26 protein-coding genes are annotated in these 26,692 nt (G+C 57.3%); 5 read left to right on the top strand and 21 right to left on the bottom strand.

The features are described from left to right. Nucleotides 1–601: hypothetical protein (locus IEX44_RS12885; protein WP_229679058.1), on the top strand; the 601-nt coding region annotated here is incomplete at its 5' end. Between the two features lie 134 nt (nucleotides 602–735). Here the strand turns inward: IEX44_RS12885 and IEX44_RS12880 are convergent. Both IEX44_RS12880 and IEX44_RS12875 read right to left on the bottom strand, forming a co-directional pair. Continuing rightward, nucleotides 736–2,214 (bottom strand): DUF1254 domain-containing protein, encoded by a 1,479-nt coding sequence (locus tag IEX44_RS12880; RefSeq protein ID WP_188694352.1) that lies wholly within the window; start codon nucleotides 2,212–2,214, stop codon nucleotides 736–738. A gap of 451 nt (nucleotides 2,215–2,665) precedes the next feature. Beyond that, nucleotides 2,666–3,187 (bottom strand): hypothetical protein, encoded by a 522-nt coding sequence (locus IEX44_RS12875; RefSeq protein WP_188694349.1) that lies wholly within the window; start codon nucleotides 3,185–3,187, stop codon nucleotides 2,666–2,668. Nucleotides 3,188–3,237: 50 nt separating this feature from the next. Between IEX44_RS12875 and IEX44_RS12870 the strand changes: the two genes are divergently transcribed. Then, the gene (locus IEX44_RS12870; protein WP_188694346.1) at nucleotides 3,238–4,170 is read left to right on the top strand and encodes a helix-turn-helix domain-containing protein; all 933 of its coding nucleotides are present in this window, start codon (nucleotides 3,238–3,240) and stop codon (nucleotides 4,168–4,170) included. Nucleotides 4,171–4,395: 225 nt separating this feature from the next. Then, the gene (locus tag IEX44_RS12865) at nucleotides 4,396–4,845 is read left to right on the top strand and encodes a hypothetical protein (protein WP_188694343.1); all 450 of its coding nucleotides are present in this window, start codon (nucleotides 4,396–4,398) and stop codon (nucleotides 4,843–4,845) included. Between the two features lie 354 nt (nucleotides 4,846–5,199). Here the strand turns inward: IEX44_RS12865 and IEX44_RS12860 are convergent, their stop codons facing one another. From IEX44_RS12860 to IEX44_RS12850, 3 genes are all read right to left on the bottom strand, one after another. Then, nucleotides 5,200–6,501 (bottom strand): hypothetical protein, encoded by a 1,302-nt coding sequence (locus IEX44_RS12860; protein WP_229679057.1) that lies wholly within the window; start codon nucleotides 6,499–6,501, stop codon nucleotides 5,200–5,202. Between the two features lie 622 nt (nucleotides 6,502–7,123). Then, nucleotides 7,124–8,512, bottom strand: coding sequence for a hypothetical protein (locus IEX44_RS12855; RefSeq protein ID WP_188694337.1), 1,389 nt, complete (start codon nucleotides 8,510–8,512; stop codon nucleotides 7,124–7,126). Nucleotides 8,513–8,606: 94 nt separating this feature from the next. Next, nucleotides 8,607–9,257, bottom strand: coding sequence for a TetR/AcrR family transcriptional regulator (locus tag IEX44_RS12850; protein WP_188694334.1), 651 nt, complete (start codon nucleotides 9,255–9,257; stop codon nucleotides 8,607–8,609). Between the two features lie 363 nt (nucleotides 9,258–9,620). Between IEX44_RS12850 and IEX44_RS12845 the strand changes: the two genes are divergently transcribed. Both IEX44_RS12845 and IEX44_RS12840 read left to right on the top strand, forming a co-directional pair. Further along, nucleotides 9,621–9,797, top strand: coding sequence for a hypothetical protein (locus IEX44_RS12845; protein ID WP_188694331.1), 177 nt, complete (start codon nucleotides 9,621–9,623; stop codon nucleotides 9,795–9,797). 328 nt (nucleotides 9,798–10,125) lie between these two features. After that, nucleotides 10,126–11,190: a porin gene (locus tag IEX44_RS12840; protein WP_188694328.1), complete on the top strand. Its 1,065-nt coding sequence runs from the start codon at nucleotides 10,126–10,128 to the stop codon at nucleotides 11,188–11,190. Nucleotides 11,191–11,291: 101 nt separating this feature from the next. On the opposite strand, the gene IEX44_RS12835 is transcribed toward IEX44_RS12840, so the two are convergent. From IEX44_RS12835 to IEX44_RS12760, 16 genes are all read right to left on the bottom strand, one after another. Next, the gene (locus tag IEX44_RS12835) at nucleotides 11,292–11,594 is read right to left on the bottom strand and encodes a hypothetical protein (protein ID WP_188694325.1); all 303 of its coding nucleotides are present in this window, start codon (nucleotides 11,592–11,594) and stop codon (nucleotides 11,292–11,294) included. Nucleotides 11,595–12,005: 411 nt separating this feature from the next. Next, complete coding sequence (locus tag IEX44_RS12830) at nucleotides 12,006–12,431, bottom strand: OsmC family protein (RefSeq protein ID WP_188694323.1); 426 nt, start codon at nucleotides 12,429–12,431, stop codon at nucleotides 12,006–12,008. Nucleotides 12,432–12,583: 152 nt separating this feature from the next. Then, on the bottom strand, nucleotides 12,584–13,822 hold the full coding sequence (locus IEX44_RS12825) for a beta-ketoacyl-ACP synthase (protein WP_188694318.1): 1,239 nt from the start codon (nucleotides 13,820–13,822) through the stop codon (nucleotides 12,584–12,586). Then, a complete protein-coding gene (locus IEX44_RS12820; protein ID WP_188694315.1) occupies nucleotides 13,819–14,541 on the bottom strand; it encodes a 3-ketoacyl-ACP reductase FabG2 in 723 nt (240 codons plus the stop codon). Before IEX44_RS12820 ends, IEX44_RS12825 begins: the two co-directional genes overlap by 4 nt. Then, nucleotides 14,538–14,945 (bottom strand): hotdog family protein, encoded by a 408-nt coding sequence (locus tag IEX44_RS12815; protein ID WP_188694312.1) that lies wholly within the window; start codon nucleotides 14,943–14,945, stop codon nucleotides 14,538–14,540. The genes IEX44_RS12820 and IEX44_RS12815 overlap by 4 nt, the downstream gene beginning before the upstream one ends. Before the next feature lie 47 nt (nucleotides 14,946–14,992). Then, nucleotides 14,993–16,159 (bottom strand): beta-ketoacyl-ACP synthase, encoded by a 1,167-nt coding sequence (locus IEX44_RS12810; protein ID WP_188694309.1) that lies wholly within the window; start codon nucleotides 16,157–16,159, stop codon nucleotides 14,993–14,995. Next, nucleotides 16,156–16,686 (bottom strand): DUF3261 domain-containing protein, encoded by a 531-nt coding sequence (locus tag IEX44_RS12805; RefSeq protein ID WP_188694306.1) that lies wholly within the window; start codon nucleotides 16,684–16,686, stop codon nucleotides 16,156–16,158. Before IEX44_RS12805 ends, IEX44_RS12810 begins: the two co-directional genes overlap by 4 nt. Further along, on the bottom strand, nucleotides 16,686–17,927 hold the full coding sequence (locus tag IEX44_RS12800) for an NAD(P)/FAD-dependent oxidoreductase (RefSeq protein ID WP_188694303.1): 1,242 nt from the start codon (nucleotides 17,925–17,927) through the stop codon (nucleotides 16,686–16,688). Before IEX44_RS12800 ends, IEX44_RS12805 begins: the two co-directional genes overlap by 1 nt. Before the next feature lie 2 nt (nucleotides 17,928–17,929). Further along, the gene (locus tag IEX44_RS12795) at nucleotides 17,930–20,248 is read right to left on the bottom strand and encodes an MMPL family transporter (RefSeq protein WP_188694301.1); all 2,319 of its coding nucleotides are present in this window, start codon (nucleotides 20,246–20,248) and stop codon (nucleotides 17,930–17,932) included. Beyond that, nucleotides 20,232–20,834 carry a LolA family protein gene (locus IEX44_RS12790; protein ID WP_188694298.1) on the bottom strand — a complete coding sequence of 201 codons (603 nt, stop codon included), beginning with the start codon at nucleotides 20,832–20,834 and terminating at the stop codon, nucleotides 20,232–20,234. Before IEX44_RS12790 ends, IEX44_RS12795 begins: the two co-directional genes overlap by 17 nt. Further along, on the bottom strand, nucleotides 20,831–21,253 hold the full coding sequence (locus IEX44_RS12785) for an acyl-CoA thioesterase (protein WP_188694296.1): 423 nt from the start codon (nucleotides 21,251–21,253) through the stop codon (nucleotides 20,831–20,833). The genes IEX44_RS12790 and IEX44_RS12785 overlap by 4 nt, the downstream gene beginning before the upstream one ends. Continuing rightward, the gene (locus tag IEX44_RS12780) at nucleotides 21,234–22,769 is read right to left on the bottom strand and encodes an HAL/PAL/TAL family ammonia-lyase (protein ID WP_188694292.1); all 1,536 of its coding nucleotides are present in this window, start codon (nucleotides 22,767–22,769) and stop codon (nucleotides 21,234–21,236) included. The genes IEX44_RS12785 and IEX44_RS12780 overlap by 20 nt, the downstream gene beginning before the upstream one ends. Next, nucleotides 22,766–23,719 carry a lysophospholipid acyltransferase family protein gene (locus tag IEX44_RS12775; protein ID WP_188694289.1) on the bottom strand — a complete coding sequence of 318 codons (954 nt, stop codon included), beginning with the start codon at nucleotides 23,717–23,719 and terminating at the stop codon, nucleotides 22,766–22,768. Before IEX44_RS12775 ends, IEX44_RS12780 begins: the two co-directional genes overlap by 4 nt. Further along, nucleotides 23,719–24,471 carry a glycosyltransferase family 2 protein gene (locus tag IEX44_RS12770; RefSeq protein WP_188694286.1) on the bottom strand — a complete coding sequence of 251 codons (753 nt, stop codon included), beginning with the start codon at nucleotides 24,469–24,471 and terminating at the stop codon, nucleotides 23,719–23,721. Before IEX44_RS12770 ends, IEX44_RS12775 begins: the two co-directional genes overlap by 1 nt. Further along, on the bottom strand, nucleotides 24,468–26,153 hold the full coding sequence (locus tag IEX44_RS12765; RefSeq protein ID WP_188694283.1) for an ApeI family dehydratase: 1,686 nt from the start codon (nucleotides 26,151–26,153) through the stop codon (nucleotides 24,468–24,470). Before IEX44_RS12765 ends, IEX44_RS12770 begins: the two co-directional genes overlap by 4 nt. Further along, complete coding sequence (locus IEX44_RS12760; RefSeq protein WP_229679055.1) at nucleotides 26,146–26,676, bottom strand: COG4648 family protein; 531 nt, start codon at nucleotides 26,674–26,676, stop codon at nucleotides 26,146–26,148. The genes IEX44_RS12765 and IEX44_RS12760 overlap by 8 nt, the downstream gene beginning before the upstream one ends. Nucleotides 26,677–26,692 lie beyond the last annotated feature (16 nt).

The raw sequence follows: 26,692 nt of genomic DNA, 5'->3' as shown, positions 1-26,692 counted from the left end.
GGTGATTCCGTTTCATCTGAATGATGAATGGAACCTGATTTCGCGCACCATTGTGCCGGTAGTATCGCAAAGTGCTATCGCACCGGGTGCGGGCTCGCAAAGCGGGATTGGTGACGTGGTGCAAAGCTTTTTCCTGTCACCGCAAAAGCCCACCGACAGTGGCCTGATCTGGGGCGTTGGCCCGGTGTTGTTGCTGCCCACCGATACCAACAAATTGCTGGGCGCAGAAAAATGGGGTGCGGGCCCCACCGCCGTATTGCTGTGGCAAAACCATGGCTGGACCTACGGCGCGCTGGCCAACCATATCTGGTCTTTTGCAGGACAAAGCGACCGCCCCGAGGTGAACTCGACGTTCTTGCAGCCCTTCCTGGCCTACACCACCAAGGACGCCTGGACCTACACCCTGAACACCGAATCCACCTATGACTGGACCCACCGGCAGTGGTCCGTGCCGATCAATGGCATGGTCAGCAAACTGGTGAAGTTCGGCAACCAGCCGGTCAGTCTGGGCGGCGGGGTGCGTTACTGGGCAGCCTCACCTGATTCCGGTGCGCATGGCTGGGGGCTACGGGCGGTAGTGACCCTGCTCTTCCCCAAGTAAACAAGGATACAAGCAAATGCGGTTGGCGCTTTGCTGGCGGTGGCGGTATGCTCCCAACCCAAATCGGTCATTGCCGGTTCGAAGAAAAGCCCTCAAATATAAAAGCGAGCATTACGCCCGCTTTTTGTTGTTCCTCATTGAACCTTGCGAATCTCTGGCGGCTGCCATGAGCCATCCAGAATCGGCTGCTTGCCCCAGTATGCCCGGATATACAGCGAGAACGTGCCTTCTGGCGCTGGCAGCCAGTTGCTCTCCTTGTCCTTGCCTGGTGACTTGTTGCCCACATAGATCGTCAACGAACCGTCGGCATTGCGCTTGAGCGTGGGGTTCTTGGTACCCAGCGAATAGCGTTTGAGGTTGTTGGGGTTGAACAGGTGCTTGTCGTTGTACAGCGTCAGTGACCAGAACCCGTTCACAGGGGGTTCCTGCCCTGCCGCAAACGTCACCTGATAATTGCCTGTCCCGGCAAGCTGGCCGCCAGCACTATCGTTGTCTGTGTAGAAATACTGGGTTTCGGTCGGCTTGTTGTCGAACATATTGGACTTGGATGTGCCGGTGCGATTGAAGTAATCCACACCCCACTGCGCATTGTTGGCGGAGCGATTCCAGCCATTGCCTGCAGGCACGCCATTGTGCTGCCACAGGAAGAACTTGCTGATGACATCCTTCTCCGTTTCCTGGGCCGTCTCCACCAGTAGTTGCTTCACGGCGGGGTCTTTGGCAGCGGCATCCAGCAGCGCCCGGAACTGGGCATACATGGCTTCTTCACCGGGCAGTGGGGGCACTGCATCCAAAATGCCGGGGAACTGGTCAAAGAACTTTTCCGGAATCACCCATTTGGTTTCGCCACCACTGCTGTCGTCAGAACCGGGGGCCTTAATGTCCGGCACCTTGGCCCAGGCAATGGTCTTCATCTTGCCGTCGAACTTTGACAGCGGGTATGCCACCACCTGATTGATGACTGGCTGAATCGCCTTGCGATCCTGCGCATTGTCGTTCTGGAAAACACGGGGGATGGCGTTAGCCAGTGGCGTGCTGCTGCGGATTACGGCGGTAATGCCGGCGGGCTTCTCACCTTGCCAGGTTGGCCCCACCAGCAGGTAGAACCCCGGCTTGGTCTGGTATGGCTTGCCCAGTTCCGCAAACTGGTCAGTACGCTGGTCATACAGCGCGTACACCCAGAAGCGGTCCCCGAAGTCGGGTACTTGAATCACCACCGGTTCCTGATCCAGCGAGAAGAAACCCAGCCCGTAGACCACATCCTGATTGGGGCACGTCACAAACGTCTGGGACGGCTCAATGTAGTCCGCCAGCATGGCAAGCTGGCCACGTGGCGCAGCAGGCAAGACGCCATTCAAATGCCCTGGATATGGGGCCTGGGTGATGGCGTTGAAGCGGTTTTGCTGGTTCACCAAAGGCCAGCCCCAGATGTACGCGGCCCGCGCCACGGCTTTGACATACTCCGGCTGCATCAATACGCCTTTGGCGGGCACGGTGAGGTCTGAGGGTTTGGTGGGCAGTGGCACCTGGCCACCAGCAGCCCAGACCGCAGGTACTGCAAAAGCAGCAACAACGAGTGCGGCAATCAGAGAACCACGACGGATGCGGAACATGGGTCAAGTCTCCAGTCGTATGTGGATGTAGCAAGCCGCCCTACCATCCCGTGGGGAGAGGCGTTACAGGGCTCGGTGTGGTTAACTCAGCTTCACGATTGCAGTGATACTTCGGCAAGCAAAGTGGGAATCTTAGGCTCCAGTTCCAGGGTATTTGAACAAGTCCGTGCGGATGGATGTGTAAGATTTTTCCTGGGTCTGCGTCAGTATAGGAAGGGTTGGTATTTAGTCCACCAGCAATCTGACAATGCCCGCCTAGGAGCGGAAACTGTCCTGAATTCTCGGCAAATCGACTGGCCGCTCTGGCCGGTTTTCCACCAGTCACTGGGGGTTTCGGCAGCACCGTGTGAACTGCGGGCAGCTTTAATTGGAATCAACTACGTAGCAAACCAGAATTTGCAAACCGGCGAGTCCGTATAGGCACTCGGCCTGTTTGTGGTTTGTCTTATAGTTAATCCTGGCTGCTGGATCGTTCAAAGCGAAATTGCGTTTGCAGACGCCAGGTTTGCCCATCTTCGCCAAGTACAAACCCCTGCCAGAGAAACTGTCGGGAGGTGATCTCTGAAAAGACCCAGCGAACCAGCCGGCCATTGATCATACCCAGTTGCACCAGCTGGTCGCCGACACGCTGGCCGCTCAGGCTCACCTGCGCCCCGCTGACGGGATTGAACCAGCGTACATCCCATTGCGCATGCGCTGTATCAAAAATGCGAAGTGTTGTGCCGTAGCGCTCAGCCTGAATCTGGCCTGGCGCGGAACCTGCTGGTGCGATCCAGACATCCTGGATAGCGCGGCCTTGCAATACCCAGCTTGCATGCATTTCCACCGGGCCGCGCAGTACGTTTATCTCATCAGGAAAATCCGTAACTTCTCCCGTCCAGCTACCAATCATCCACGCGTATGTCTCTGCATGCCCTGCCAGGGCTGGGTGAGCGCCAGTCGCCTGCAATGCGTCGAGAAACGGTTGAGCCATGACTACCTCCAGGTGTTTATAGTGAAGAAACCTGTCTGCGGATCATTGTCATGCGCGCCCGGCACGACCACCTGGAGAAAATTGCTCAATTGCCATCCTGGCGGCATGAGCCGTTACGTCTCGCGCTGGCTCAACGGGGAGAGTACGGATGCGCCCGCGGCAAGGTTGTGGCCCGCGGCAAGGGCTGGCAGGTGCAGGACATCCTCTGTACTTGTGGACCCACCGACCGCGTGTTTGAAGAAAACCACGCGCTGCAATCGGTCTCACTGGTGCTGGCCGGTGTGTTCAATTACCGGTCTGTCCACGGCGGTGTTTTACTCAGTAGCGGGTCGGTTCTACTGGGCAATGCCGGCCGCCCGTTCGAATGCAGTCATCATCACGGGACGGGAGACCGTTGCCTGTCATTTCAGTTCGAGCCTGATCTGTTTGCATCAATTGCGGCGGATGTGGGGGTAGATGTGTCGATGACCAGGACACATCGTTTACCGCCATTGCGCGCGCTGGCAGGGCTGAGCTGGCAAAGCATGCAGCTGCTGGGCACTCGCAGCACGCCTGCCAATGAGGGTTTTGCCGAGCTGGTACTGGCCTGGGCTGGACAGACCCTGCGCCTTGGGTCCTCTGGGGTGGTACAACCCAGTCGTCCCGTCAGTGCTCGCGACCAACGACGTGTCATGGCGGTAGTGCGGCATGTTCAGGATAATCTGGATCAACCCGTCTCACTGGCAGGTATGGCGGATGCCGCCAGTCTTAGCCCGTTTCATTTCCTGCGCGTGTTCACCCGGGTAACGGGTTTGTCTCCTCATCAGTGGTTGCTGCGGCAGCGTTTGACCCGTTCTGCACAATTACTGGCATCCACTGAAATACCTGTGACCCAGGTAGCACTGGAGAGCGGTTTTACAGACTTGTCGAATTTCAACCGGACCTTCCGGACGGAGTATGGCTGCACACCTGGTGAATTCAGAACCAACTGTTTGCCAGATTGACGCGGGCGGCGGCAGAGCATTGTTTCAGTGTTGTTCCCTACCACCGGAGCGAATCTGTCTGCAAAGGAATCTGAGCACAGTATCCTCTTCTGAAGTCCACCTTTTTATAGTGCGTCAATAAACAAGGCGGGGTCATTGATTTGATTCCGCTTTTTTCTTGTTTACAGTTTTTCCCTGCAGACCTGCTATGACGTATTAGTGTTCACCTCTTAAGGGTGTAAACAAATGGACGTCAACCCTTACTCCGTCCGAACCCTTGTTCTCCGTTCTGGCGAACGACTGCCTGTCCTGATTGAACGCACTTCGGGCGAACCTCTGTTCGAACCCACGGTGTATTCGTTGAGCGAGCTCCGTGCCACCAACAAAGCCAGTAATACGATTGATCAAACGCTCAGATCAATCATGCATCTTCATCTATTTCTCCACGCCCGAAACATCGAACTCGACGAAAGACTCCGTCAGAACACCATTCTTTCACTGAACGAACTTGATGATCTTGTCCGATATTGCAAGCAGAGAATCGTTGAACAATTATCCACAGATCATTTCCCCTCCCAAGCTCGCTCCCCACGTCGGGCCAAATCCGAGTCGATCCGCCTTGTTCAGTCGCAAACGATAGCTGCGGGGGTTAAGGGGCACACCGCAGCCAACCGCATCCGTGTAATCCGCGATTAATCTCAGAGGTTTAACATTGTACTGGTGGCGTCCTGAAGGTACTCGCGGCCAGTCCTGAGGGGAGCGATGCCTCTATAGATAATTGGAATGGATAACAGCTCCGGATTCTCCCTGACCTCAAAATCACGGCCTTCAATTGGAAGCCAGTCCAGCGATTTCATCCACTCAGCCAAGCAAAGAAGGGTTTGGGCTTTGTGTACCCCGGCTTCTAGAACCCAGTCAGGAACCACAGGAAACTGCTCAAGTTGACTTAGGGCACCACCAAAGCCTTGAATTACAACTGCACCGTATACCTTCCATCCGGCTGTTGACTCAAGAATGGTGTCAAAGGCAGCACGAAGTAAATGAGGCAGGTTACCTGAAACGGCCGTCACTTTGCGGGCAAGCTGGTCTACTTTCTGATAACAAATACGTTTTTTTTGTTTGTACTTCTCGTGGGTCCGCAGGTGAAAGCATCCAGCGAAGTTCGAGAACAAGTAGCGTCTTTGTCTCAGGTTCGCAAATAAGCAGGTCAAGTTCTTCTTTTACCGTCCCAAGTTGAAAAGTACGATTCGCAGCAACCTGTTGCCATTTTTGCGCGAAGAGCGGTCCAAGTTGCTTTGTCATTTCTACTTCAAAAGCTGAACTTCGCGAGTCAAATATTTTGGGCTCAAGTCGGGCCTGTAATGTGAGCAAATTGCGTTCAATATTAGAGGACAAAAAACCAATCCCCGCTATTCCAAATCGTTCCTTTCCCAGCGGCACTAGAGGCTGCAAAGCTTGGTCTGGCGAATCTACACCCCTCCCATAAGTGAGGTAATCAACAAAGCTATCGATGAGAGGCCGTTCCAGAGAACAAAGCATCGCCATATCTTCAACGAGCTGCTCTCGTGCAATACGGAGACAAAGGTCAGAATTTCCAACCCCTTTGAGCCGCAACCTACTGGCACCAAAGTGCACTGCACATAGGTGATAGATGATTCTGAGTGAGAGAGCATTCTGAAGAAGTGTAGTTTCAGTCCTTCCACCCCATGGGAACACCCAGTTTTCCGGAATTAGAAAAGGTGCCTGATGAAGATACTGCGCAAGTTGCACCGCAAGCTCTAGGTCGTAGATATAACGAATTCTCCCATTCGAGGCACGAATTTGCTCTGCAATCCGGCATACCACATCTGGTAACTCTTTCGGATTTTGTATCCAAAACAATAAAGCCGATGCAAAAGAAATGACTGGAGCCCCAGCGGTTTGGCGCATTAGCTCCAATACACCGTAACGGCTATCCTCAAGCTGCTCGTTGAACTCTAAGGCGTACCCTTCAGCGCGGTCTATCACTTGTAAACTACCTGAATGCGCTGCCGAGCAAATCTGAGTTACCGTGGAGTAATCAATACCAGCTTTCAGGAAATCTCCTGAGCGTTGATAAAACGCGGGTGCAGCTCTGTAGGGCAATGGCGTAACAGTCCTATCTTTCGTTCGCGCACGTACAGCCATAAGACAATGCCGCAGGGAAAATTTATATCTGTCTAAATAAAAATCTATTTTCCACTTGCCCAGGGAATCAGCAGGAAATATGAATAACATTCGCTGCATATCTTCCGAGGCGGTAAGTAGATACCAAGTGGCTATAGCCTCGTTAGGATGAGGTAAGAATTGCGAGTCGAATTGGCTATCAGCCATAGCTTCGAATCGTTTAAGGACTGAGTTGGTCAATTATCAATTCCAGAAGATACTTGGCAAGGCGGGTGCCTGTAGTGGTCATTCTGACCACCAAAAAGCTTGCCTCGGCAGAGGATAACGCGCCGCAAATGTCAATGAAACGCCCTTGCTCAATAAGCGCGAAGGAGGGCAATTGATTGAATGACGTGCGCAATATTTGGAAAAATTGGCTCTGAGTCTGCTGTGAAACTCGGTTATTTGGCTACCGGTGAATTTGCTCCTGGTTCTACCCCGTTTCCCGCAGACTCCTAAGACATTTTTTCGCAGCCCTCGTCAGCTGGCAAGGTACTAACCGACGAAAATGTAAACAACATAGCAAAAATCGGCACTTTATTAACATTTCTGAAGCGAGAGTGTTCTGGAACCCGCAGTAGTATTAGCATCCAGCACTATGGACACTTTTTCCCGCTCACAACCATTTTGAGCGGTATGTTTTCAGGCAGCACCAATAAAAAACGGAGTCAATAGACTCCGTTTTTTATTGCTTGCCGTTTCCCGAAGGCCCCATCGTCAGGCGGTAGCCGTCTTTTTCATCAAAAGAGGCGCCTTGTGGAGCGCCTCTTTTTTATGTCTGACGACCTGTTCAGGACGCCTTGCAGCCCAAAGCAGTAAAGGATTGCGTTGTGCCATACGTCACCGTCGGCAAATAGTTGCCAATGACGGATTGCTCTTGCCCCGGAATGTGTACGTTCTGGATCGCATTGGCGAACGCCGGGTCTGGCAGCATGTTCCGCATGATCAAGAGTCCATCATTCGGGTGCCCATTGCCATCGCCCACCTCAGACCATTGAATCCACCCAAACCCGCACGCGCTTGTCGCATTGGCTGGACGATCTGCGGCACGGCTGATCGCAATGACATAGTTGCCATTTGCATCTACCGGCACCTGAGCGTCATACATGCAGTCGGTCACTTTCTGCGTATAAAACTCATTCATGCAGATAGACCAATATCTGAGCTGCCCTTCTGTAGCGACGGTGTTGTTCAGGAACGTGGACGGGGTTACGGGTAACTTGCCCCGCAAAATGGCCACGTTGCCATAATCCCGGCTGATCATGCTTTCAACATATGCGTTGTCCGGGTTGCCATACCAGTTCAGCTGATAGGCCGGTGTGCCTGAGCAACTGTAGAAAAACAGACACTGCAGGTTCCAGGTACGGTTGAACGGGAAATGCCAGACGCCGGGCTCTTGCGCCGGAAAGCTGTCGGGCGCATTGGCCTGGTCGCGCAACATGCTGTAGGTGGCCTGTGGCAGCAAATTGGGCGTGCTCAGGCTGGCAGCAGGATTGAGTTCTGCACAGGCAGCATCTTCGGTCACGGTGCTGCCATCTGCATGCAATACCGAAACAGTAGGCAGACCCGTGGCACCGGTCATGTCCGCACCTTGATCCGGTACATAGACCCGATACCAGAACGTGACCGTCGGGCCGGTTGTGCCGGTATACAGGGTGTTGGCTGCAGGCGTAGCCGGCGCACTACCGGCGACGATTTCTACCTGATAATCCCTGGCCGTCCCATAGCGCGGGTTACCCGCGATAAACGGGTTTGTGTTCCCGCTGGCAGGCTGGATATCGTGATCCCCCAACACATTAACGGGCTGGGCATTGCCGTCATAGCTGACGAACGAGATATATCGCGCATACGGGTACTGCCCGTTCACAAACAAGCGTGAGCCCGCCGGAATGGTGACGGTCGCAGACCAATAGCTCGCACCTGTATCCGGGTACGCAAAGTTCCCGTTGGGGTTCTCACGCGACAACGGTCCCTTCCACAAACAGGTTTGCGTGGCGTGCTGGGTACTGAATGCTGCAGGCAGGTTATTTGTCGGGGCCGGCGTTGGTGTGGGCGCGGCGGTGGCTGACGCGGTACTGGTAGAGTCACCGCCTGCGCAGGCAGTCAGTAACAGCGCAGACACCAGGCAGGTTAATCCCCTGAATAGATCCGGACAGGATTTAAAAATGACAGCAGACACGGACTCCTCCTTATTTGTGGTCGTGTAATACCGGTACTGGTTGTCGTGGTTGTGCAGAGTTGAACAAGCAAAGTCGTACAGCAGAATCAACGTATTACGGGCCTGGCCGGGAAGAGAATGCGATCCCGCCCACGATGTAATCACGCAGATAACGGTCCAGCCGGTCCCTGCTGGTGGTTTCAAGTGGCCACCAGCGTTCCAGACCTGCATCGGGAATGACGTTCAGAACAGTGTTGAAGGCGTAAAGAATTTTGACGCCTGCCGCCTCTTTGCTCAGGGCCGGCATGGCCTCACAAGCATGGGCAGATAAAATCAGTGATACCGGCCCCAACCCGCGGGCGAGTAGTTCTCTGCCGCGCTGACCGCAGTCCCCCGCCATGCGGGCCATGAGCTGGACGTTGTTGCGGCCAGCAGGCGTGGCTACCATGCGCACAATCGGGCGGATCATGGATTCCGCGACGTCCATCAAGGTCACTGGCAGACCTGTTGCCTTTTGCTCGTCGAGCATTGACTGGATCGCGCCAGAATAAGCGTCCGTTGCCCTGGCGACTGCCGCTTCCACCAGGCCCCACACGTTCCCGAAGTGGTAATTCACGGCAGATTGATTGGCAACGCATGCCTCCTTGTTAATGGCGCGAATTGACGTGCCTTCCAGCCCCCGTTCTGCAACGAGCGCGGAGATGGCATCGATCAGTCGCTCACGCGTCCCTGTCGCGGAGATGAGTGCGGTTTCCAGCTTTGGCATTGCAACCCCATGTAATACAAATGTATTAATACAATCGTATTAATGGCTGGGTCGCACAAACAATAGGGAAAACTCCAGGGTTGACTGTTTAATACATGTCCTCGTTTTCTTCATTGCGCCGTTGCTACCCCTCTTTTGCTCTTCATGCGGCTGTCCAGGTGTGCTTTAACTCCCCCAAACACACAGGCTCAAAAGAGACAGGGCTCAACCCGTTGCAATTGGCGAGACCGCTGTACCACTCATCAGCTTACGGCACGGTTTTATTGATCCATGATCACTCTCACCAATTTTGTGCATTTCAATTCTCGTCAGGCAGGCCATAATCGGGGCCGTTTCCAGGTTTTGCGTAACCAGAGTGAGTGCATGATCATGACTGCCTTGACGACGAACGCCTTGCCAGAACAAAAAGCGGTTAAACCCGAAGCGGCTGCAGACCAGATCAGGCTGCGCCCTTCCTTTGCCCAGCGTAACCCGGCTGGTTTTTCCTGGTTGCAGCTGGACCTCCGGCAAGAGATACAGACCTCCCCTGAGCGCAAATGACCCAAAAGGTCTACTGCCCCTCGTGGTGAGCCAGGCCCCGTTTTAACGGGGCCTTTTTCTTGTCTGGCGGGTGCCCCACAGCCTTGCCGTTGCACCGACCCTCCTCGTCTCTCTCGCGCAAACCCAAGCCTGATGCGGCGCTCACTGTAGTGACATCCCCAGGCAATAAATCCGCCATGAAGGTTTCACGAAATCTTCTCCTGCCCGTAACAGACATTCGCACGTCTATACGTATAGTCCGGCCCGCCCTGATTTCAGGCCCGAGTGGACGACCATTTCAGAGTCGTCTGCCGCACCGACACCAACCCGTTCGAATTTGGAGAAGACAGTGCAAAAGATCATCGCGGGCGCACTCGCCGCCCTCTGTGTAGCCCCGGCCGCCATGGCCGATGTGACCATTACCGGCAGCATTCGGGCCGGTCTGGAATATGTGCAACAGTCCGGCCCGGGCACGGGCGCTAACCTGACCCGGGTAGAAGATCAGGGCAGCCGTATTGCCATCGCCGGTGAAGACAAGTGGGATGATGGTCTGTCAACCATCTGGCAAGTTCAGAACAAATTGCACATTGGCGGTGCTTCCGGTGACACCTGGGGCAACCGCAATACCTTCATTGGCGTAAAAGGCGGTTTTGGTAACGTCACTTTCGGTCGCAACGAAGACGCGCTGTATACCGCCAGCGGTTACTACGTGCCGGAACTGGATGGCACCTACAACTATTCAGAAGATGCATGGGGTAACGGTGAGCTTTTGTTCCGTCTGGAAGAGCGTAATGCCAATATCGCCAGTTTTGAGTCAAGCAAGTTCGGCAACTTTGGTGTGAACGCGTCGGTCGGCAATCTGGGCCTGAACAATGGCAGCGCCAACCCGCTGCAATATGCCGGTACCGCCTATTACGATGATGGCACTTACACTGCCGGCGCTTCGTACAAGCGCGACAACGATACCTCTTCATTGCTGACCAGCGAACTGTCGACCACGACCTACAAATCAGGTGACTATCTGGAAAGCTACGTGGTCGGCGGCGGTGCCAACTGGAACGGCTTTATGCTCAATGCCCTGTGGGAACGCGTGGCATCCAGCTATAGCGGCAGCAACACGCATCAGGACGATGCCGCCATTCTGGTCGGCTACAAGACGGGCCCATGGTCGGTCCACGCATCGTATTTGTATATGGCTGACGTTAAGGGAGATGCGCCGATTGCACAAAGCGGTGCCAAACAATTCAACCTGGCCGGGTACTACAAGCTGAGCAAGGCTACGCGAGTGTTTGCGTCCTACACCCGACTGGAAAATGATGCCAACGCCTCGTTTGAGCAATCCACAGGCGTGCCTAATGGCACGGCTGGTGACAAGGCCAATATCTTCTCGCTGGGCATGCGCACCAACTTTTGATCAACCGGCTTGATTGTTGATACAAACGTTTGAACACACAAACAAAAACCGCAGCCAGTGTGCTGCGGTTTTTGTTTTGGATCGCGATCAAATGGCGGCGATCAATCCGGCAATTGTGCGGCGATATTCATCACTTCTTCGGGCGTAAACCCGGCCGCAGCAACGCGCGCCAGGATTTGCTCGCGTGCTTCGCGCTTGCGGCGCAGCAGATCGGTACGCGCGTTGATATCGTCTTCCCTGGCTTTCTTGCGCGCCAGCACAGAGTCTGGCTCGGACTGCGCACGCGCAGTGGCCTGTGCAGCCGGTGCGGTGGAATGCGGTACGTTATCGCCAAACAACTCCGCCAGAGCGATGCGCGATTGCGCGGCTGCCTCTGCATCAGTGGAACGGGCTTTTTCTTTCATCTCTTTTGTATCTGCAAGGTGGCAGGGCTTGGGCGCGTTGATACAAGATCGCCGCACCGTGCGTGCCATTGTGTCTGAACCAGGCTGTCTGGATGGGGGAGCCACCCGGCGATGACCGCCAGCCAGGGCCTGTTATTACAGGGCCTGCGGGTTGTTACCCAATATATCGGTACGTGAAAAACGATATCAAGTCAGCAGCTTGCCCATGCGTATGTGGGACAAACACTGACGAAGAATGGCTGTGCGGCCCGCATTATGGTTATGGATAAAGCGCGGGAATGAGGACTGGATACGACTATATTCATTTATCCTAACACGGGTTTTGTTTCCTTACATGGCGCTCGTGTATCCTGGCAATACAAACGGCCTGCCCCAGGCGACAGGAGCCGGCCGTCTGCCCAGCCGTTGTATTTACGACTCCAGCCGCGCATCCATGGTGATGTTGGCATTGAGCAGTTTGGAGACGGGGCAACCCGCTTTGGCCGCATTGGCGGCTTTGGCGAAGCTTTCTGGTGTGGCATCAGGAATACGGGCGACGACATCCAGATGCACAGCGGTAATGGTGAAACCCGTGTCGTCTTTTTCCAGGGTGACTGTCGCTTTGGTGTTGATGCGCTCGGCAATGGTTCCCGCCTCCGTCAGCTGTAACGACAACGCCATTGAAAAACACCCGGCGTGCGCGGCACCGATCAACTCCTCCGGGTTGGTGCCCGGCCCTCCTTCAAACCGTGCTTTGAAGCCGTAAGGTGCATCCTTCAGTACGCCACTCTGGGTCGATACCGACCCGATACCATCCTTGATTGCGCCTTGCCATTGTGCGGAACCGCTCTTTTGCATGATGCTTCTCCAGACTGGTGGAATTGGTCATTATGGGACGGGCAGGTCGCGCCGAGGTTCACGCTACAGCCAACGTGGCCGGTGAACGGCAACCTCACATGAAAAAACCGCCTGGCTGGCGGTTTTCTGGTTATAGCTGCAATTCACACCTGTCACGGTCTGATTTTGCTGAAAATCAATGATGTATTGATGCCGCCAAACGCAAAGTTATTACTCATGACGTGATCGCAACGTATCTGTCGACCCTCGCCCGTGATGTAATCGAGTTCGCCGCAGCGCGGGTCAATCTGATCCAGATTGAGGGTCGGCGCAAACCAGCTTTCATTCATCATCTGGATGGCGATCCACGCCTCAAGCGCACCGCAAGCGCCCAGCGTGTGGCCCATATAGCTTTTCAGGCTGGAGATTGGCACACGCTTGCCAAAGAGTTGATGCGTAGCAACTGTTTCGGCGATATCTCCATGCTCCGTGGCAGTGCCGTGGCCATTGATATAACCGATATCATTCACGCCCAGTTGCGCGTCATCCAGCGCCAATTGCATGGCGACAGCCATGGTCGCGGCACTGGGCTGGGTGATATGACTACCATCGCAATTGTTGCCGTAACCGGTGATCTCGGCATAGATATGCGCACCACGCGCCACTGCGTGTTCGTATTCTTCCAGGATCAGCGTACCCGCACCTTCACCGATCACCAGACCATCGCGCGCCGCGTCATACGGGCGCGGTGTCAGGTGGGGCGTTTCGTTATGGGTGCTGGTGGCAAACAAGGTGTCGAACACCGCCGCTTCAGTCACGTTGAGCTCTTCCGCCCCACCCGCAACCATCACGGTGGCCTGGCCGTAGCGAATGGCCTCAAAGGCGTATCCAATACCCTGGCTGCCCGACGTACAGGCGCTGGATGTCGTGTATACACGGCCAGTCAGGCCAAAAAACACTGCGATATTCACCGCCGTGGTATGGCCCATCATTTTCAGATAGCTGTTGGCGTTAACGCCTTCAGTGGATTTGTTGTGCAGCATCTTGCCGAAATCTGCCACAGCATCCGGCGAACCCGTGCTGGAACCGTAAGACACCCCGGTCCGACCACCATGCAGTACCGGATGACCCAGCAAACCGGCGTCAGCCAGCGCCAGCTCAGTTGCACGCACGGACATCAACGCCACGCGCCCCATGCTGCGGGTACGTTTACGGTTGTAGGTTTCGCGCGGCAAGTCAAAGGGTCTGGCGGGCGCAGCAAGACGCGTGTTCAATCCATCGTACTCACCCCACTCCGGCAGATTGACCACCCCACTGCGACGCGCCTGCAGGTTGTCCCGAATGGTCGGCCAATCGTTGCCGATCGGGCTGATACCGGCGGCGCCCGTCACCACCACACGTCGCCGGGTCATGCCAGCCCCCCATTCACCGAGATCACCTGGCGGGTGATATAGCCTGCATCGGCTGACAGCAAAAAGCTCACCGTCGCGGCCACTTCTTCGGGCTTGCCCATCCGCTTGACCGGGATCATCTTGAGGGCTTCTTCCAGCACCATCGGATCGACCATCTCCGTATCAATCAACCCAGGGGCGACACAGTTCACGGTGATTTTGCGCTTGGCCAGCTCCACCGCCAGCGCTTTGGTTGCACCAATAATCCCGGCCTTGGCCGCGCTGTAATTCACCTGACCACGGTTGCCGATCACCCCCGAGACCGATGACAACGTCACGATGCGACCTGGCTGACGGGTCTGGATCATGGGCATGACCAGCGGATGCAGAATATTGTAGAAGCCATCCAGATTCGTGCGCAGCACGCCATCCCACTCGCCTTCGGTCATGGCCGGAAAGGCAGCGTCGGCCGCAATGCCGGCATTGCAGACCACACCATAAGGGGCGCCATGGGCTTCAATGTCGGCTTCCAGCGTGGCGCGGGCGGCGGCGCGATCCGCCACATCAAACTGCACAATGCGCGCACTGCGACCCAAAGCCGCGATCTCTGCGGCCACAGCCTCGGCTTCCTCGCGCCGGCTGCGGCAATGCAAAACCAGGTCGTAGCCATCGCGCGCCAGCCGCAAGGCGATGGCGCGGCCAATACCGCGGCTCGAACCGGTGACCAGTACTGTACTCATGCGTGTTCTTTCAAAAAATGCTGCAGGTCGTCAGGTTGATAGGCAGAGAGCAATGCTTCAGCCAGTACCTGGCGATCCAGGGTTTCGATCCGGCATTGCATCACGCCAATGCCGTTATCTGCTTCAAATTCACGGGTGGCCGTCACCAGCAAGGGTTGGCCCACCACAAAATGGGGCACATGGCAGTGATAGCGCCGAGTACCCAACATCAGCCCTACGCGCGGCAGCAGACCTTGTTTGCGGCGTTCCCAGCCTGCCAAAGCCGCCATGGTCTGTGCCATGTATTCCAGCCCGACCCACGCACCAATTGTGCCATGTTCATCAAACATGCCGTCACCCCGCGGCACTACACGTGTGGTGAGCGTGTCGGTCGCGACAGACTCGATGGCATCCAGCAAACACATGGGTCCATCATGGGGTACCAATTCTGAAACAGGCAATTCAAACGCATTCATACTGCAAGAACCAAAGCAATATTGTTACCGCCAAAAGCGAAAGAGTTACTGATCGCGGCCTGCACCGGCGCAGTCTGGCCAACACGGACCAGCGGCAGCACCGGCAGGTCCGGGTCTTGCGCGCCATCCCAGATATGCGGGGGCAAGCGATGCTGATCATCGGTCAGTACCAACCAGCAAAACAGCGCTTCCAGTGCGCCGGCCGCGCCCAGCGTATGGCCCGTCAGCGATTTGGTCGAACTGGCCGGTACGCCCGCAAATTGTGCAGCAACCGCCGTGTTTTCCATGGCGTCATTCTGCGGTGTGGCCGTGCCATGCAGATTCACATAGCCAACCTCATCGACCTTGATGCCCGCTCGGGCCAGCGCATCATCCATGGCGGCGCGAGCACCACGGCCATCTGGCGCCGGGGCAGAAATATGATGCGCGTCAGAGCTTTCGCCCCACCCGGCAACCCGCACGGCAGCCGGGGTGCGGCTCAGGATAAACAGCGCCGCTGCTTCGCCCAGATTAATACCATGCCGGTTGATGGACGACGGCTGGCAGCGCTCTGCCGAAACCGATTCAATGGCACTGAAACCTGCGACCGTAAATTGCGCCAGGGTATCGACACCGCCGGCGATCACCAGATCTGCTACGCCGTGTTCAATCAAGCGCGCCCCCGCCGCCAGGGCCTTGGCCCCGGAGGTGCACGCAGTAGAAACACAGTAGGCAGGGCCAGATGTGCCCAGCAATCCAGCCAACATCATCGCAGGCGAACCCAGCTCCTGCTGACGCACATGAAAACCCGCCGGCAAGGCGCCGTCCAGTTCGTATGCAGCCAGGGCATTTTCACCCTCTGAACTGCCCGACGTGCTGGTACCCAGAATGATCGCAATCCGCTGACGCGGCAGGCCTTTGGCCAGTAGTTCAAACGTGCCACGGATTTGCGCCATGGTCGCCAGCAATACTGCGTTATTGCGCGAGCGGTGAATCACCGGCAAGTGATCCAGTGCGGGCAGATCGGCATCAACAATCTGGCCCAGAACCAATGAACGCCCGGGACTATAGGCATCCGTCGGGCGCAAGCCTGGGCTCACACCGGCAAACAGGTTCTGCCGGATGGTGTCGGTGTCATTGCCAAGCGCACACAAAGCGCCGGCTGCCGCGATATAACAAGTCATTCTACGGTGCTTGAATCAATGGTCAGCGTATAGGCAAGCTGGTGGTGCACAAGCACGGCACGCCCTTGCCAGTGGTCCGGGTTATCCCAGGAGATATCAATGGCTGGATCAGCCCCGCGCAAGATGGTGCGCTTGTTACCGTCGTCATGCACGGTCCAGCCTTGCGGCAAGGCCTGTTGCAGCACATTCTGTGGCGCAAACACCATCAACAGATCATTCATGATGCGTTGTGGCGGCACTTTCATGGCTGGCAGGGTCTGAGCCTTGAGTGTGTGCCCATCGTAATCAAGCGTTGCCAGGCGCAGGCCCATGGCACTAGCGATGACCTCTACGCCGTCCTGATCCATTTGCAGCACGGCATCCATAACCGCGCCACCGCCCGGATAGCTGATCTGCAATTGTTGTTGCACCGTACGCGGCTGCCCCAGTGCAGCGGGCGCAATCTGCAGTTGTGGCAAGTCCCGCGTCAGCAGGCTAGCGCATGCTGTGAGCAGCGCCAACATGGCCAGACCAATCAGACGTCGCATCACATCGACACCGCTGAATCCAGTGCGGCCAGCCAGCGTGTCGGCGCACGCACGCACGGGTTGGTTTCATCCCAGGCATAACCGGCGAGGATGGACGAAATCATGCGGCGGATGTCGTCGTTTTTGCCTTTGTAATAGATCAGCTTTTGAAAGCGTCCGTCATACCAGGCGGTGACAAAGGCACGAAACGCGTCCACGCCCCGCTTGAGCGGCACGGCGTAGTCAGCGTTCCAGTCTACCGCCTCACCATCCAGAGTACGACCTAGCGCTTTGGCAGCCAGGCTGGCAGAAGTCATGGCGATGGTCACGCCGGATGAAAATACCGGGTCAAGAAACTCTCCGGCGTTTCCCAGCAGCGCAAAGTGTTTGCCATAGAGCGATTTGACGTTGGCCGCGTACCCGGTGATCTGACGCGCGGGGATATGCCACTGCGCATCGGCCAGCAGGGTTTTGAGGTTGGGCGCTTCCGCAACCACTGCCTGCAGGCGCGCCATGTCCGCGCCTTCGTACCGGGCCAGGAATGAGGACTCTGCGACGACCCCCAAAGAGCAATGGCCATTGGAGAACGGAATCGTCCAGTACCAGACGTCTTCGTGCTCCGGGTGCGTAGTAATCAAGATCTTGTTGCGATCAAAACCACTGTTCACCGGGATACGATCTTCCACATGCGTAAAGATGGCCCCGCGCACCGGGAAACCGGATGGGGTTTCCAGATCCAGCAAGCGCGGCAATACGCGGCCAAAGCCACTGGCATCCAGCACAAAGCGGCAGTTCACGGTGTACTCATCGCCGCTGGCGTTATCTTTCACGCGCAAAGACGGTGTATCGCTCTCTACATCTGCCGCCAGCACGGTTTGCTGATAGCGGATTTCAGCACCTGCGTGCGCCGCGCCGTCGGCCAGCACTTTATCGAAAGTGCCGCGCTGAACCTGATAGGTGGTACCCCAACCTTTGGACCATTTATCGCGAAAATCAAAAAAGGTGGTTGCTTCCAGCCCGCGCGCGAAAACCGCGCCGTTCTTGTACTGGAATCCGGCTTCGACGACGTCTTGCAGCAAACCTGCTTCTTCAATGTACGCCATGCTTTGCGGCAACAGGCTTTCGCCAATGGAAAAACGCGGGAAGGTTTCGCGTTCCAGTACCAGCACCTGGCGGCCCTGTTTGCGCAAGAGCGCCGCAGCGATGGCACCTGCGGGGCCGGCACCAATGATGACAACTTCAGCGTGTTGCGTGGTTTGCATGTTCAGTTTCCAGATTCAGGCGCAGGTTGGAATGCAGTTTTACGAAACAACGGTGCCAGCAACCACACAAGGCCGATGCCACACAGAGTAGAAAATCCAAAAGCGTGCAGTGCTGGCGTATGGCTGAGCGCCAACAGACCAAAAGACAACAAGGTACACATTGCCGCCAGCGTCACCGCCAGATACACCCGGCCGTCATCCGGGTGTTCCAGCAAGAAAATGCCATAGTCCATCCCCATGCCCAGCACCAGCAAAAACGTCACCATGCTGAGTAATTGCAAGGGCATGCCGACCGCGCCCATGATGGCCAGGGTAGCCAGTGTCGCCAGTGCAGGCGGCAGCATGATACGCCAGGTCTGGCGGCCGTAGCGCAACGACAACACCGCAAACGCCAACACATACGCCCCGATCAGCACGCGCGTCAGCAATTGCCGGTAACGCGCCATCAACTCAGAAATTTCAGACACCTTATCAACCCAGACCACGCCGGGGGATTTGATCTGACCCACGCGTGCCGTGGTGGCTTTGTCGCCCAGCCCTTCCAGCAGAACCATGCTGGCATACCCGCCGTTCTGCTGGCCCAGCCACAGGTAGTTGGCAGCCAGAGCTGCCGGAGAGTTGATCCAGTCTGCAAACTGCAGTGGCGGCGTAACACGGCGCTGCTCCTGCACCCAGTCTGGCGGCAGACCAATCTGATCGGCCAGGTTTTCCAGCCGCCCCGGGCGCTGGGTAATTGCCTGGCCGACCAAGCCGGCATTGCGCGCTTGCATTGCAATAGAGGGCACCCAACGGCTCAGCATTTCTGCGCCGGCAAGCTGGCCGCTCGCCATGAAGGGCGCCAGTTGGTCGCGCAGGGTTTCTTCTCGTTCGAGCACTTGTTCGGGCGTGTCTCCGCTGACAATGAACAACTGCGCCGGGCTGGGCAGACCCATGACCCGACCGATATCGATCTGCTCTGCCAGCAGTTGCGGGTCGATCCCTGACAACGCGCGGATATCATCATTCTGTTTCAGTTGCGTCAGCCCGGCTCCAACCAGCAATGCCAACGGCAACAGCCACGCCCAGCGTCGCCCTCCGATACGCGGCCAACGCGCCAGCAGGCCGGCAATGGCACGGCTCATCGCGGTGGAATGCAAACCATGTTGCTCCAGCACCGGGAACCACAGCATCACCGTAAGCCACGCCCCAATGATGCCAACCACCGCAAATACCGCCATCTGCGCCAGCCCCGGAAACGGCGTGAGCGCCAGCCCCAGATAACCCAGCGACATGGTGGTCACCGCCAGCAGCATGCTGGGCAACAGTTTGCGATAGCGAGCCGCCACCGGCTCGGCGCTATCGATACCCGATGCCAACGCCAGCAAGCTGTAATCCACGGCCACGCCGACAAGGCTAGTGCCAAACACCAGCGTCAACATATGGATATGGCCGAACCAGGCGAGTGTGAGCGCAGTGCTGACAAGGCTACCCACCAGTACCGACAAGGCCGCGAGCAACAATGGCCGCACGCCGCGAAACACCAGCAGCGCCAGCAAGATCACCCCAAGTGTCGAGCCCACACCAATGGTTGACATCTCGGACCGGGCGCTACGCGCTGCCGTGGCCGCATGCAGGACTACGCCGGCCCGCCGCAGTTGTACATCCGGATACTGTGCCTTGAGTTTTTGTGCGGCGGCTTCCAGTCCGGTCAGCACCTGCTCTTGCAACCCGAGTGAGAACGCGCTGCCATTCAGCGTATAAGGCAGCACCACGTAATTCATACCCTGGCTGGACGCACGCAACAGACCATCAAGCGGGCGAACCTTGTTGGCACCCGCCAGGCTTTGCAGCCAGTTGCCAAAGAAGCCAAAGGGATCATCCTTGAACGCAAGCGTCGCACCGGCCATCGGTGAATAGGCCGCTGCCAGTGCACGTTGTGTCCAGTCGGTGCCCTTCTCTTGCAGTGCAGTGGCATCAGCGGGTGACAGCAGATTGCGGCGATATGGCGCATAAAAGTTGCTGATGGCCGAGAGGGTTTCACCCAGCGGTTGTGCGGTCAGCGGCAACGGCGCAATGTCTTGCGCAAACGCACGCGCAGCGGCTGCAGCCCGATCCGGATCGGTACTGCCGAGCATGAAAACCAGATGACGCTCGCCGTGTTGTGCCAGCGACTGTAATGCGGTCTCAGCCATCGGGTTGCGCTGATCACGCGGCAAGAGCGCAAACATGTCAGTATCAATGCGCTGGCCCAGTCCGCTAAAGAGTAACGCAAGGCCCAGCGCCAGCACGATCAGCAGCCACAGGCCGGCCAGCAAACGCCCGGGTTTATTCAAAGTAGGCATTCTCAGCGGCGGTCAGGTTCTGACCAGTCGTGACGTCATGCATGTCGATCTGTGTGACATCGCCGCTGGCGGCGTTCAATTGAATATGTTCAACCGTGCCCGCGCCTTGCAACTGGATACCGGAAATCAGTTTTGCCAGCCCCGCATCTTTGGGCGTCAGTGCCAGCTTCCAGCTTTTGCCACTCACGTTCCCCTGGGCGTTGAACACTTTGCCCAGTGAGCCTACGTCGCCAGAAAACAAAGAGAACAACAAACCGCTGACGGTTTTCACTGTCGGCTCTTTATCACCAGACAGTTTCATCATCACCTGATCTCCGTTTTTTTGCAGGATCTCACCACGAGTAACACGCAAGGTACTGGGGAAAGGCTTTTCTGCTTTCCAGATCACACCTCGTTGCTTGTCGACGAGAAACGAACCGGTCGACGTCAGCGGTTTCTTTACGCCTTGCAACTGGCGTGATTGCGTGAACTGGCCACGGATCACCGGCGCATCGATCAATTTGGTTTCGATGTCCTTGAACAATGCATCATCTGCATGCGCTACCCCGGCCATGAGCAAACAAGCAGCAATAAACAGTTTCTTCACGGGTGTGGTACTCCCAGTTTTTCGTAAAGGATGGCTGGCGACACGTAGCACATCTCTTCGGTATTCATATCCACGGCCACTTGAATGGTGTAGCCGCGGGTGAGGCGCGCGCCGGTTTGCGCATCGCGAATCTCGTAATTGACCTTGACGCGGTTTTCCCACTCCACCACGCCGGCTGTCACGGTGATCTGTTGCTGGTACTTCAGCGGCCGCGCATAACGAATATTCAACTCGATTACAGGCCACACATAACCGGAGGCGGTCATCTGCGGCACGTCGTAATCAAATTGCTGGAACAGCGCCGTGCGGGCGTGTTCGAAATACCGCGCGTAATTGCCGTGCCAGACCACGTTCAGCGGGTCCAGATCATGAAATGGAATGGTCAGGCAGACCGTGGCTTCACGAATGGGCCGGGTCATAGACGCTCCAGTTTTGTGCACCAATCAGCGCCAGCAATTGCCGCAGCTTTGGTTCTAGCGCCACGTCTTCTTCAATGAAGGCGATGTCGTTGGCCAGATCATTCACAAAGGCTTGTGCCTGGCTGGACAACGTCACGGTGGCGCCCCCTTCCCGTTCGCGCAGCACCAGTGCCTGGCGTACCGTAATCAGCATGGCCGCCAGCACTTGTTCTGTCAGTTGCAGCACACGCAGGCAATCACGCGCCGCAATCGTCCCCATACTGACCTTGTCCTGGTTGTGGCATTCGGTAGAACGGCTGAATACAGAGGCCGGCATGGTCAACTTGAGCGCTTCCGCCGTCCAGGCCGAGACCGAAATCTGCAAGGCCTTCAAACCGTGGTTGATCGCGGCACGCGGGCCGGTGGCACCCGACAGGTTGGCCGGCAAGCCGTGGTTATACCGGGCATCGACCAACAGCGCCATTTGCCGGTCCAGCAGGTCTGCGACGTTGGCGACGAGGTTCTTCAGGCTATCCATGGCAAAGGCAATGTGACCGCCATAGAAATGACCACCGTGCAGCAGGCGTTGTTCGTCCGGGTCGATCAGCGGATTGTCGTTGGCACTGTTCAGCTCGTTCTCAATGGTCTGGCGCAGGAAGGGCAGCGCGTCTTCCAGCACGCCAATGACGTGCGGCGCGCAACGCAAGGAGTAACGATCTTGCAGGCGTTGTTCCGTACCTGCGTCTGCAATATCGGCACGAATACGTTCGGCGACACGTTGCTGGCCAGCATGCGGTTTGGCGGCAAAGAGCGCAGCATCAAAGTGGTAGGCGTTACCGGCCGCACCGGCCACAGCCAATGCGGTAATGCGCGTGGCCAGTTCAGAAACATAACGCGCTTTATCCCAGGCGAGGCAAGCCAGTGCCGTCATCACGGCTGTGCCATTCATCATCGCAAGGCCCTCTTTCGGGCGCAGTTGCAACGGGGTAAGCCCGGCGGCGGCCAAGGCCTGCGCGGCTTGCTGAGTCTCTTGCCCGACAATCACCTCGCGCTCGCCACACATCACTGCAACCACGTATGACAACGGCGTCAGATCACCGCTCGCGCCGACGGAGCCTTCAGCCGGGATGCACGGCAGGATGTCGTGTTCAATCAACGCAGTCAGTTGCTGCAATAACGTCAGACTGACACCGGAATACCCGCGGGTGAGCGACGCCAGGCGTGCGGCGAGAATGGCGCGGGTTTGTGCCGGGGTGAACAACTCGCCCAGCCCACAGCCGTGATAGGTGTACAGATGATGCGGCAGCTCGGCGACGAGGTTCATCGGGATACCAACCGTACAAGAGTCGCCATAACCGGTGGTCACGCCGTAGATCAACCCTTCCTCGGCCAGCAAGCGATCCAGGTAATCTGCCCCTGCCCGAATACGTGCGGCAAACTCCGGGTCCTCAGCCAGCATGACGCGCGCGTTGCGGCGCGAAATAGCCACGATGTCTTCAATCGACAAACGGGCCGGACCAAACACAATGTTGTTCATGACGGGGTTGATCCTGCACGGGACACCACCACGCCAGGTTGTGCCCAAAAAGGAAAGAAATTGAACCACTGCAAGGGCGCGAGGCAGCATTCCTGCGCCAGCAAATCAGCAAACTGCTGCGCCAGTTGCACCACCATGCTCATACGATTCTGGCGTGGCAACATCACGCGATCTGACATCTTGCGGATGGTGATATGGGTTTGTGTGCCACGCTTGCTGGCGATCAGCGCAAACAGCGGACACTTGAGAATACCGGCCAGCAAATAAGGGCCTGCGGGCAATGGGGCTTCGTGCCCCAGAAACTGCACAGCAACCTCACGACCCTGGTCAGACACCGGCACGCGGTCGCCCGCGATCACAATGAACTCGCCGCGTTCAACCCGTTCAGACAGCATGATCGCCGTGGCTGAAGACAAGTCGGACACTTGCAGCAAATCCACCTGGCTATCCGGGGCCAGTTCCCGCATCACCCGGCCAAACTGCTCGGCGTGGCGGGTATGCACAAAGATAGTCAGTTTGAGCGCGCGCCGACGTTGTTTGGCCAAAGCGCGACATAGCTCGAAATTGCCGATATGAGAGGCAAGGATCACGCCGCCACGGCCTTCTTCGAGCAATTGCAGCAGCGGCTCGCCGCCTTCCACCTCGACAGGGCCGATGCGCTCCGGCGCACTCCAGACCAGCAGTTTGTCGATCAGTGTTTCGGCAAAGGCCGCGAAGTGGCGCAATACATCCAGTACACGGCCTGGCGGGGTCTGCCCGCCGCTGAAATCGTGCAGTCTGGCCAGATATTCGCGTGACGCCAGTCGTGCGGTACGCCGGGTCAGTACGTACCAGGCCAGCACCGGGTACAGCATCAGCCGGAACGGCCAGCGGCCTAGCTGCCGGTAGATGATGAACATGAATTTCATGCCCGAGACAAAACCTGCCTCGCTGATGCGCGCCCAATGCATCACACTCTCCGCATGCTGGCACGGCCATTGAGTACCCGCCACATCAGCCGTGGCACACGCGGCACCATGCCGACGAAGAGGCGCGTGTGCATGGCGGACATGCGCAGGTTGTCGCGCAACATGCGGTAGTGAGAGACGCCATCAATCGGGTAAGACACCCGCACTGGTGCGTTCACTACCGGCACCCCGGCCCAGTCCAGTCGCACCAGTATTTCAGTGTCAAAATCCATGCGTCGGCCAATGTATGCGCGGCCGATCAACTTGAGTGTGGGTGCCAGCGGGTACACGCGCAGCCCGCACATGGAGTCCTTGATCCGTAAAGACAGCGTATCCAGCCAGACCAATACATGCGTGGCATAGCGGCCATACAAGCGGGATCTGGGTACGGATTCGTCATAAACCGGATAGGCAGCGATGACTGCATCCGGGTGCGCCTGCGCAAGGGCCAGGATATGTGGCAAGTCAGCGATCTCATGCTGGCCGTCCGAATCAATCTGCAGGATATGCGTATAGCCCAGTTCGCCGGCCAGCCGCATGCCGGTCATGACGGCGGCGCCTTTGCCCTGATTCTGCGCATGGCGTGTCAGGGTAATGCCAGGACGCGCGGCCAGTTCATCGAGCACAGCGGCACAGAGCGGATCACTGCCGTCATCGACGAGAATGACCGGCTGGTCAAGTTCACGCAGTTTTTCCACCACCTCGCCAATCGCGCGTTCGTGGTTGTAGACCGGGATGACGACAGCGAGCTTCATGTGGCCTCTCCGAATACAATGCGGCCGCTGGAATGCGTGCGCTCGCCGGTGCTGTAACTAAAAGAGAGTTGCTGCTTGTCAGTACGGTAACGCAGCGTCAACGTGACCTCCCCGCCTGGCAGGATCACGTGCTGGAATTTGACGGCATCCATGCCCTTGAAGGCAGGCGGCATGGCAAACAGCGAGCGGCCAAAATGGACTGCCCAATGCAATTGCGCCACGCCAGGCAAGACGGCGGCCTCTTTGAAATGCCCTTCAAAATGGGCCAGATCAGGCGTAATTGCCAAGGTCAGGACGGTAGCGTCTTCCAGCACTTGCGTCGCCAGCACCTGCGGCCAGCGCGGTTTTTCAAACAACATGCGAACATCCAGTTCTGTAGTCTTGCCCATGCTGGTTTGCGGCAACGCATCGACAAAACGCCAGCGGCGCGGCAGCCCCACCCGCTCAATGCCTTGCGCCAGCAGTTCTCGCAGCACATGGATCAGTGCCTTGCGCCCTGACTGCGCCAGTTGCGTTTGCCCAGCATCGTTCAACACGATCGCCGCGCCCAGTTCGACACGGGCACCTTCCAGCACAATCACGCGCACCTCTTTGACAAGGCCGCTTTTCACCAGCGCGGTTTCCAGCGCGGTGAGCGAAATCCGTTTTTCTTCAATCTTGGCAATCCGGTCAGCCCGGCCCAGCAACACAAAGCGACCATCCGCTTCAAAGCGCGTGCGATCTGCAGTGACATACCAGGCGGCATCCGGCAAATACGCTGACCGCAATTGCAACAGGCCATCCGGGGTCTGCGCCACTTCAACACCCGGCAGCGGTTGCCACGGGTGATCCGGGTGATTGCGCCAGGCAATGCCGCCTGTTTCCGAGCTGCCAAAAATCTCACGCGTGGCTATGCCGGTGCGGTCACGCAGATGGTGCGAAGCTTCTGCCGGCAGTGGGCCGCCAGAAGAAAACACAGCCTGACAACGGGCTGCAAACGCAGTCAGATCAACCTGATCCGGCAAGCGTTTGAGAAACGCCGGGCTACTGACGAGCACCAGTGGGCCCGTTCCTGGCCATTGCGCCAGTTCTTCGGCAAAGCTCAACATGTGTGCCGCAAAAGGCCGGCCACTGACCAGCGGCCAGATCACGCGGAACAACAATCCATACAAGTGCTGTTGGGAGACAGTCGCGACAATGCAGGCTTGCGGATCAATCTGCGTGCCGAACACGCCCTCCTGCGCGCGCATTTCGTCATCAAGCTGTGCCAGGCTTTTCGGGATACGGCCTGGCTCTCCAGTCGAGCCCGAGGTAAACACCTCCACCGCACGCAGATCAGGTGACAACGGCGCGAGTGTCTGCGGCACCGCATCTCCCCAGTCTGTGATCTGTGCGCCGGCAAACTCGCCGACCAGCGCCACAGACAGTGCCTCGACCCGTGCCGTGGTTTGAGGCGTGTTGTCGCCCGGCAAGACAACGCAGCGTCCCGCGTGCCAGGCACCCAGCAGCCAGACACAAGCGCGATAGCAATCCGTGGTGTAAAGCGCGATATCCCCGGCTGGTAGCGCGGAGAGCCGCGTGGCGGCACGGGCGACATCCAGCCGCCACTGGCCGCGTGTGATCAACTCACCGCGCACGTACGCCAGCGGCAATATATCTGTGCCGGCCAGTGCCCCCGAAACCAGCGAGAAACACTCAGCCATGGCGGCGCACCCGTTGGCGAATCAACCATTCGCCACCCAGCATCAGGCCAATCAGCCCGTAAGCGATCAGCCCGTTGTAGATCGACCAGATGCGCACGTTGCCATACAACACCGTGGCAAGCGCTATCAGGCCATTCATCGCAAAAAATACGCACCAGGCCACTGTGACGCGGCGGGTGTAACGTATGCCGGATTCCGGCAAGTCAGGTTCAGTCAGACGGGCAATCCGTTCAATCATGGTTTGCGGCGCTTTCAGGCTCAGCGCAAAAACAATCAGCATGGCAAGGTTGACCAGCACGGGATACAGCCGCACCGGCAAGTCAGATCTCAACAACAGGGCGAGCACGCCAAACACGGCGGCAGCCGGTGCCAGCCAGGATAAACCCGGCAACAGGGCACGCCGACGCCACGCAAACGGCAGCAACACGAGACCGACCAGCCAAAGTGGCCAGCCCAGGGCGTGAAACAGCCAGAACAGCGCAGGAATGATCAGGCCGGCAAGTGCGGCAAGCCAGGCAGGCATATCAGCGGACAAGCAA

Source organism: Silvimonas amylolytica (assembly GCF_014645555.1).
GTDB lineage: Bacteria > Pseudomonadota > Gammaproteobacteria > Burkholderiales > Chitinibacteraceae > Silvimonas > Silvimonas amylolytica.
The sequence above is the reverse complement of the archived record's forward strand: the minus strand, read 5'-3'. Positions and strand labels throughout refer to the sequence as shown.

Bases quoted from the DNA above. Each gene is read 5' to 3' on its own strand.
- IEX44_RS12825 (WP_188694318.1), bottom strand. From the start codon at position 13,822: ATGACCCGGCGACGTGTGGTGGTGACGGGCGCCGCCGGTATCAGCCCG.
- IEX44_RS12820 (WP_188694315.1), bottom strand. From the start codon at position 14,541: ATGAGTACAGTACTGGTCACCGGTTCGAGCCGCGGTATTGGCCGCGCC.
- IEX44_RS12815 (WP_188694312.1), bottom strand. From the start codon at position 14,945: ATGTGTTTGCTGGATGCCATCGAGTCTGTCGCGACCGACACGCTCACC.
- IEX44_RS12800 (WP_188694303.1), bottom strand. From the start codon at position 17,927: ATGCAAACCACGCAACACGCTGAAGTTGTCATCATTGGTGCCGGCCCC.
- IEX44_RS12760 (WP_229679055.1), bottom strand. From the start codon at position 26,676: ATGCCTGCCTGGCTTGCCGCACTTGCCGGCCTGATCATTCCTGCGCTG.
- IEX44_RS12870 (WP_188694346.1), top strand. From the start codon at position 3,238: ATGCGCGCCCGGCACGACCACCTGGAGAAAATTGCTCAATTGCCATCC.
- IEX44_RS12785 (WP_188694296.1), bottom strand. From the start codon at position 21,253: ATGACCCGGCCCATTCGTGAAGCCACGGTCTGCCTGACCATTCCATTT.
- IEX44_RS12880 (WP_188694352.1), bottom strand. From the start codon at position 2,214: ATGTTCCGCATCCGTCGTGGTTCTCTGATTGCCGCACTCGTTGTTGCT.
- IEX44_RS12860 (WP_229679057.1), bottom strand. From the start codon at position 6,501: ATGGCTGATAGCCAATTCGACTCGCAATTCTTACCTCATCCTAACGAG.
- IEX44_RS12850 (WP_188694334.1), bottom strand. From the start codon at position 9,257: ATGCCAAAGCTGGAAACCGCACTCATCTCCGCGACAGGGACGCGTGAG.
- IEX44_RS12810 (WP_188694309.1), bottom strand. From the start codon at position 16,159: ATGACTTGTTATATCGCGGCAGCCGGCGCTTTGTGTGCGCTTGGCAAT.
- IEX44_RS12780 (WP_188694292.1), bottom strand. From the start codon at position 22,769: ATGAACAACATTGTGTTTGGTCCGGCCCGTTTGTCGATTGAAGACATC.
- IEX44_RS12775 (WP_188694289.1), bottom strand. From the start codon at position 23,719: ATGCATTGGGCGCGCATCAGCGAGGCAGGTTTTGTCTCGGGCATGAAA.
- IEX44_RS12845 (WP_188694331.1), top strand. From the start codon at position 9,621: ATGATCATGACTGCCTTGACGACGAACGCCTTGCCAGAACAAAAAGCG.
- IEX44_RS12875 (WP_188694349.1), bottom strand. From the start codon at position 3,187: ATGGCTCAACCGTTTCTCGACGCATTGCAGGCGACTGGCGCTCACCCA.
- IEX44_RS12835 (WP_188694325.1), bottom strand. From the start codon at position 11,594: ATGAAAGAAAAAGCCCGTTCCACTGATGCAGAGGCAGCCGCGCAATCG.
- IEX44_RS12805 (WP_188694306.1), bottom strand. From the start codon at position 16,686: ATGCGACGTCTGATTGGTCTGGCCATGTTGGCGCTGCTCACAGCATGC.
- IEX44_RS12865 (WP_188694343.1), top strand. From the start codon at position 4,396: ATGGACGTCAACCCTTACTCCGTCCGAACCCTTGTTCTCCGTTCTGGC.
- IEX44_RS12770 (WP_188694286.1), bottom strand. From the start codon at position 24,471: ATGAAGCTCGCTGTCGTCATCCCGGTCTACAACCACGAACGCGCGATT.
- IEX44_RS12765 (WP_188694283.1), bottom strand. From the start codon at position 26,153: ATGGCTGAGTGTTTCTCGCTGGTTTCGGGGGCACTGGCCGGCACAGAT.
- IEX44_RS12795 (WP_188694301.1), bottom strand. From the start codon at position 20,248: ATGCCTACTTTGAATAAACCCGGGCGTTTGCTGGCCGGCCTGTGGCTG.
- IEX44_RS12830 (WP_188694323.1), bottom strand. From the start codon at position 12,431: ATGCAAAAGAGCGGTTCCGCACAATGGCAAGGCGCAATCAAGGATGGT.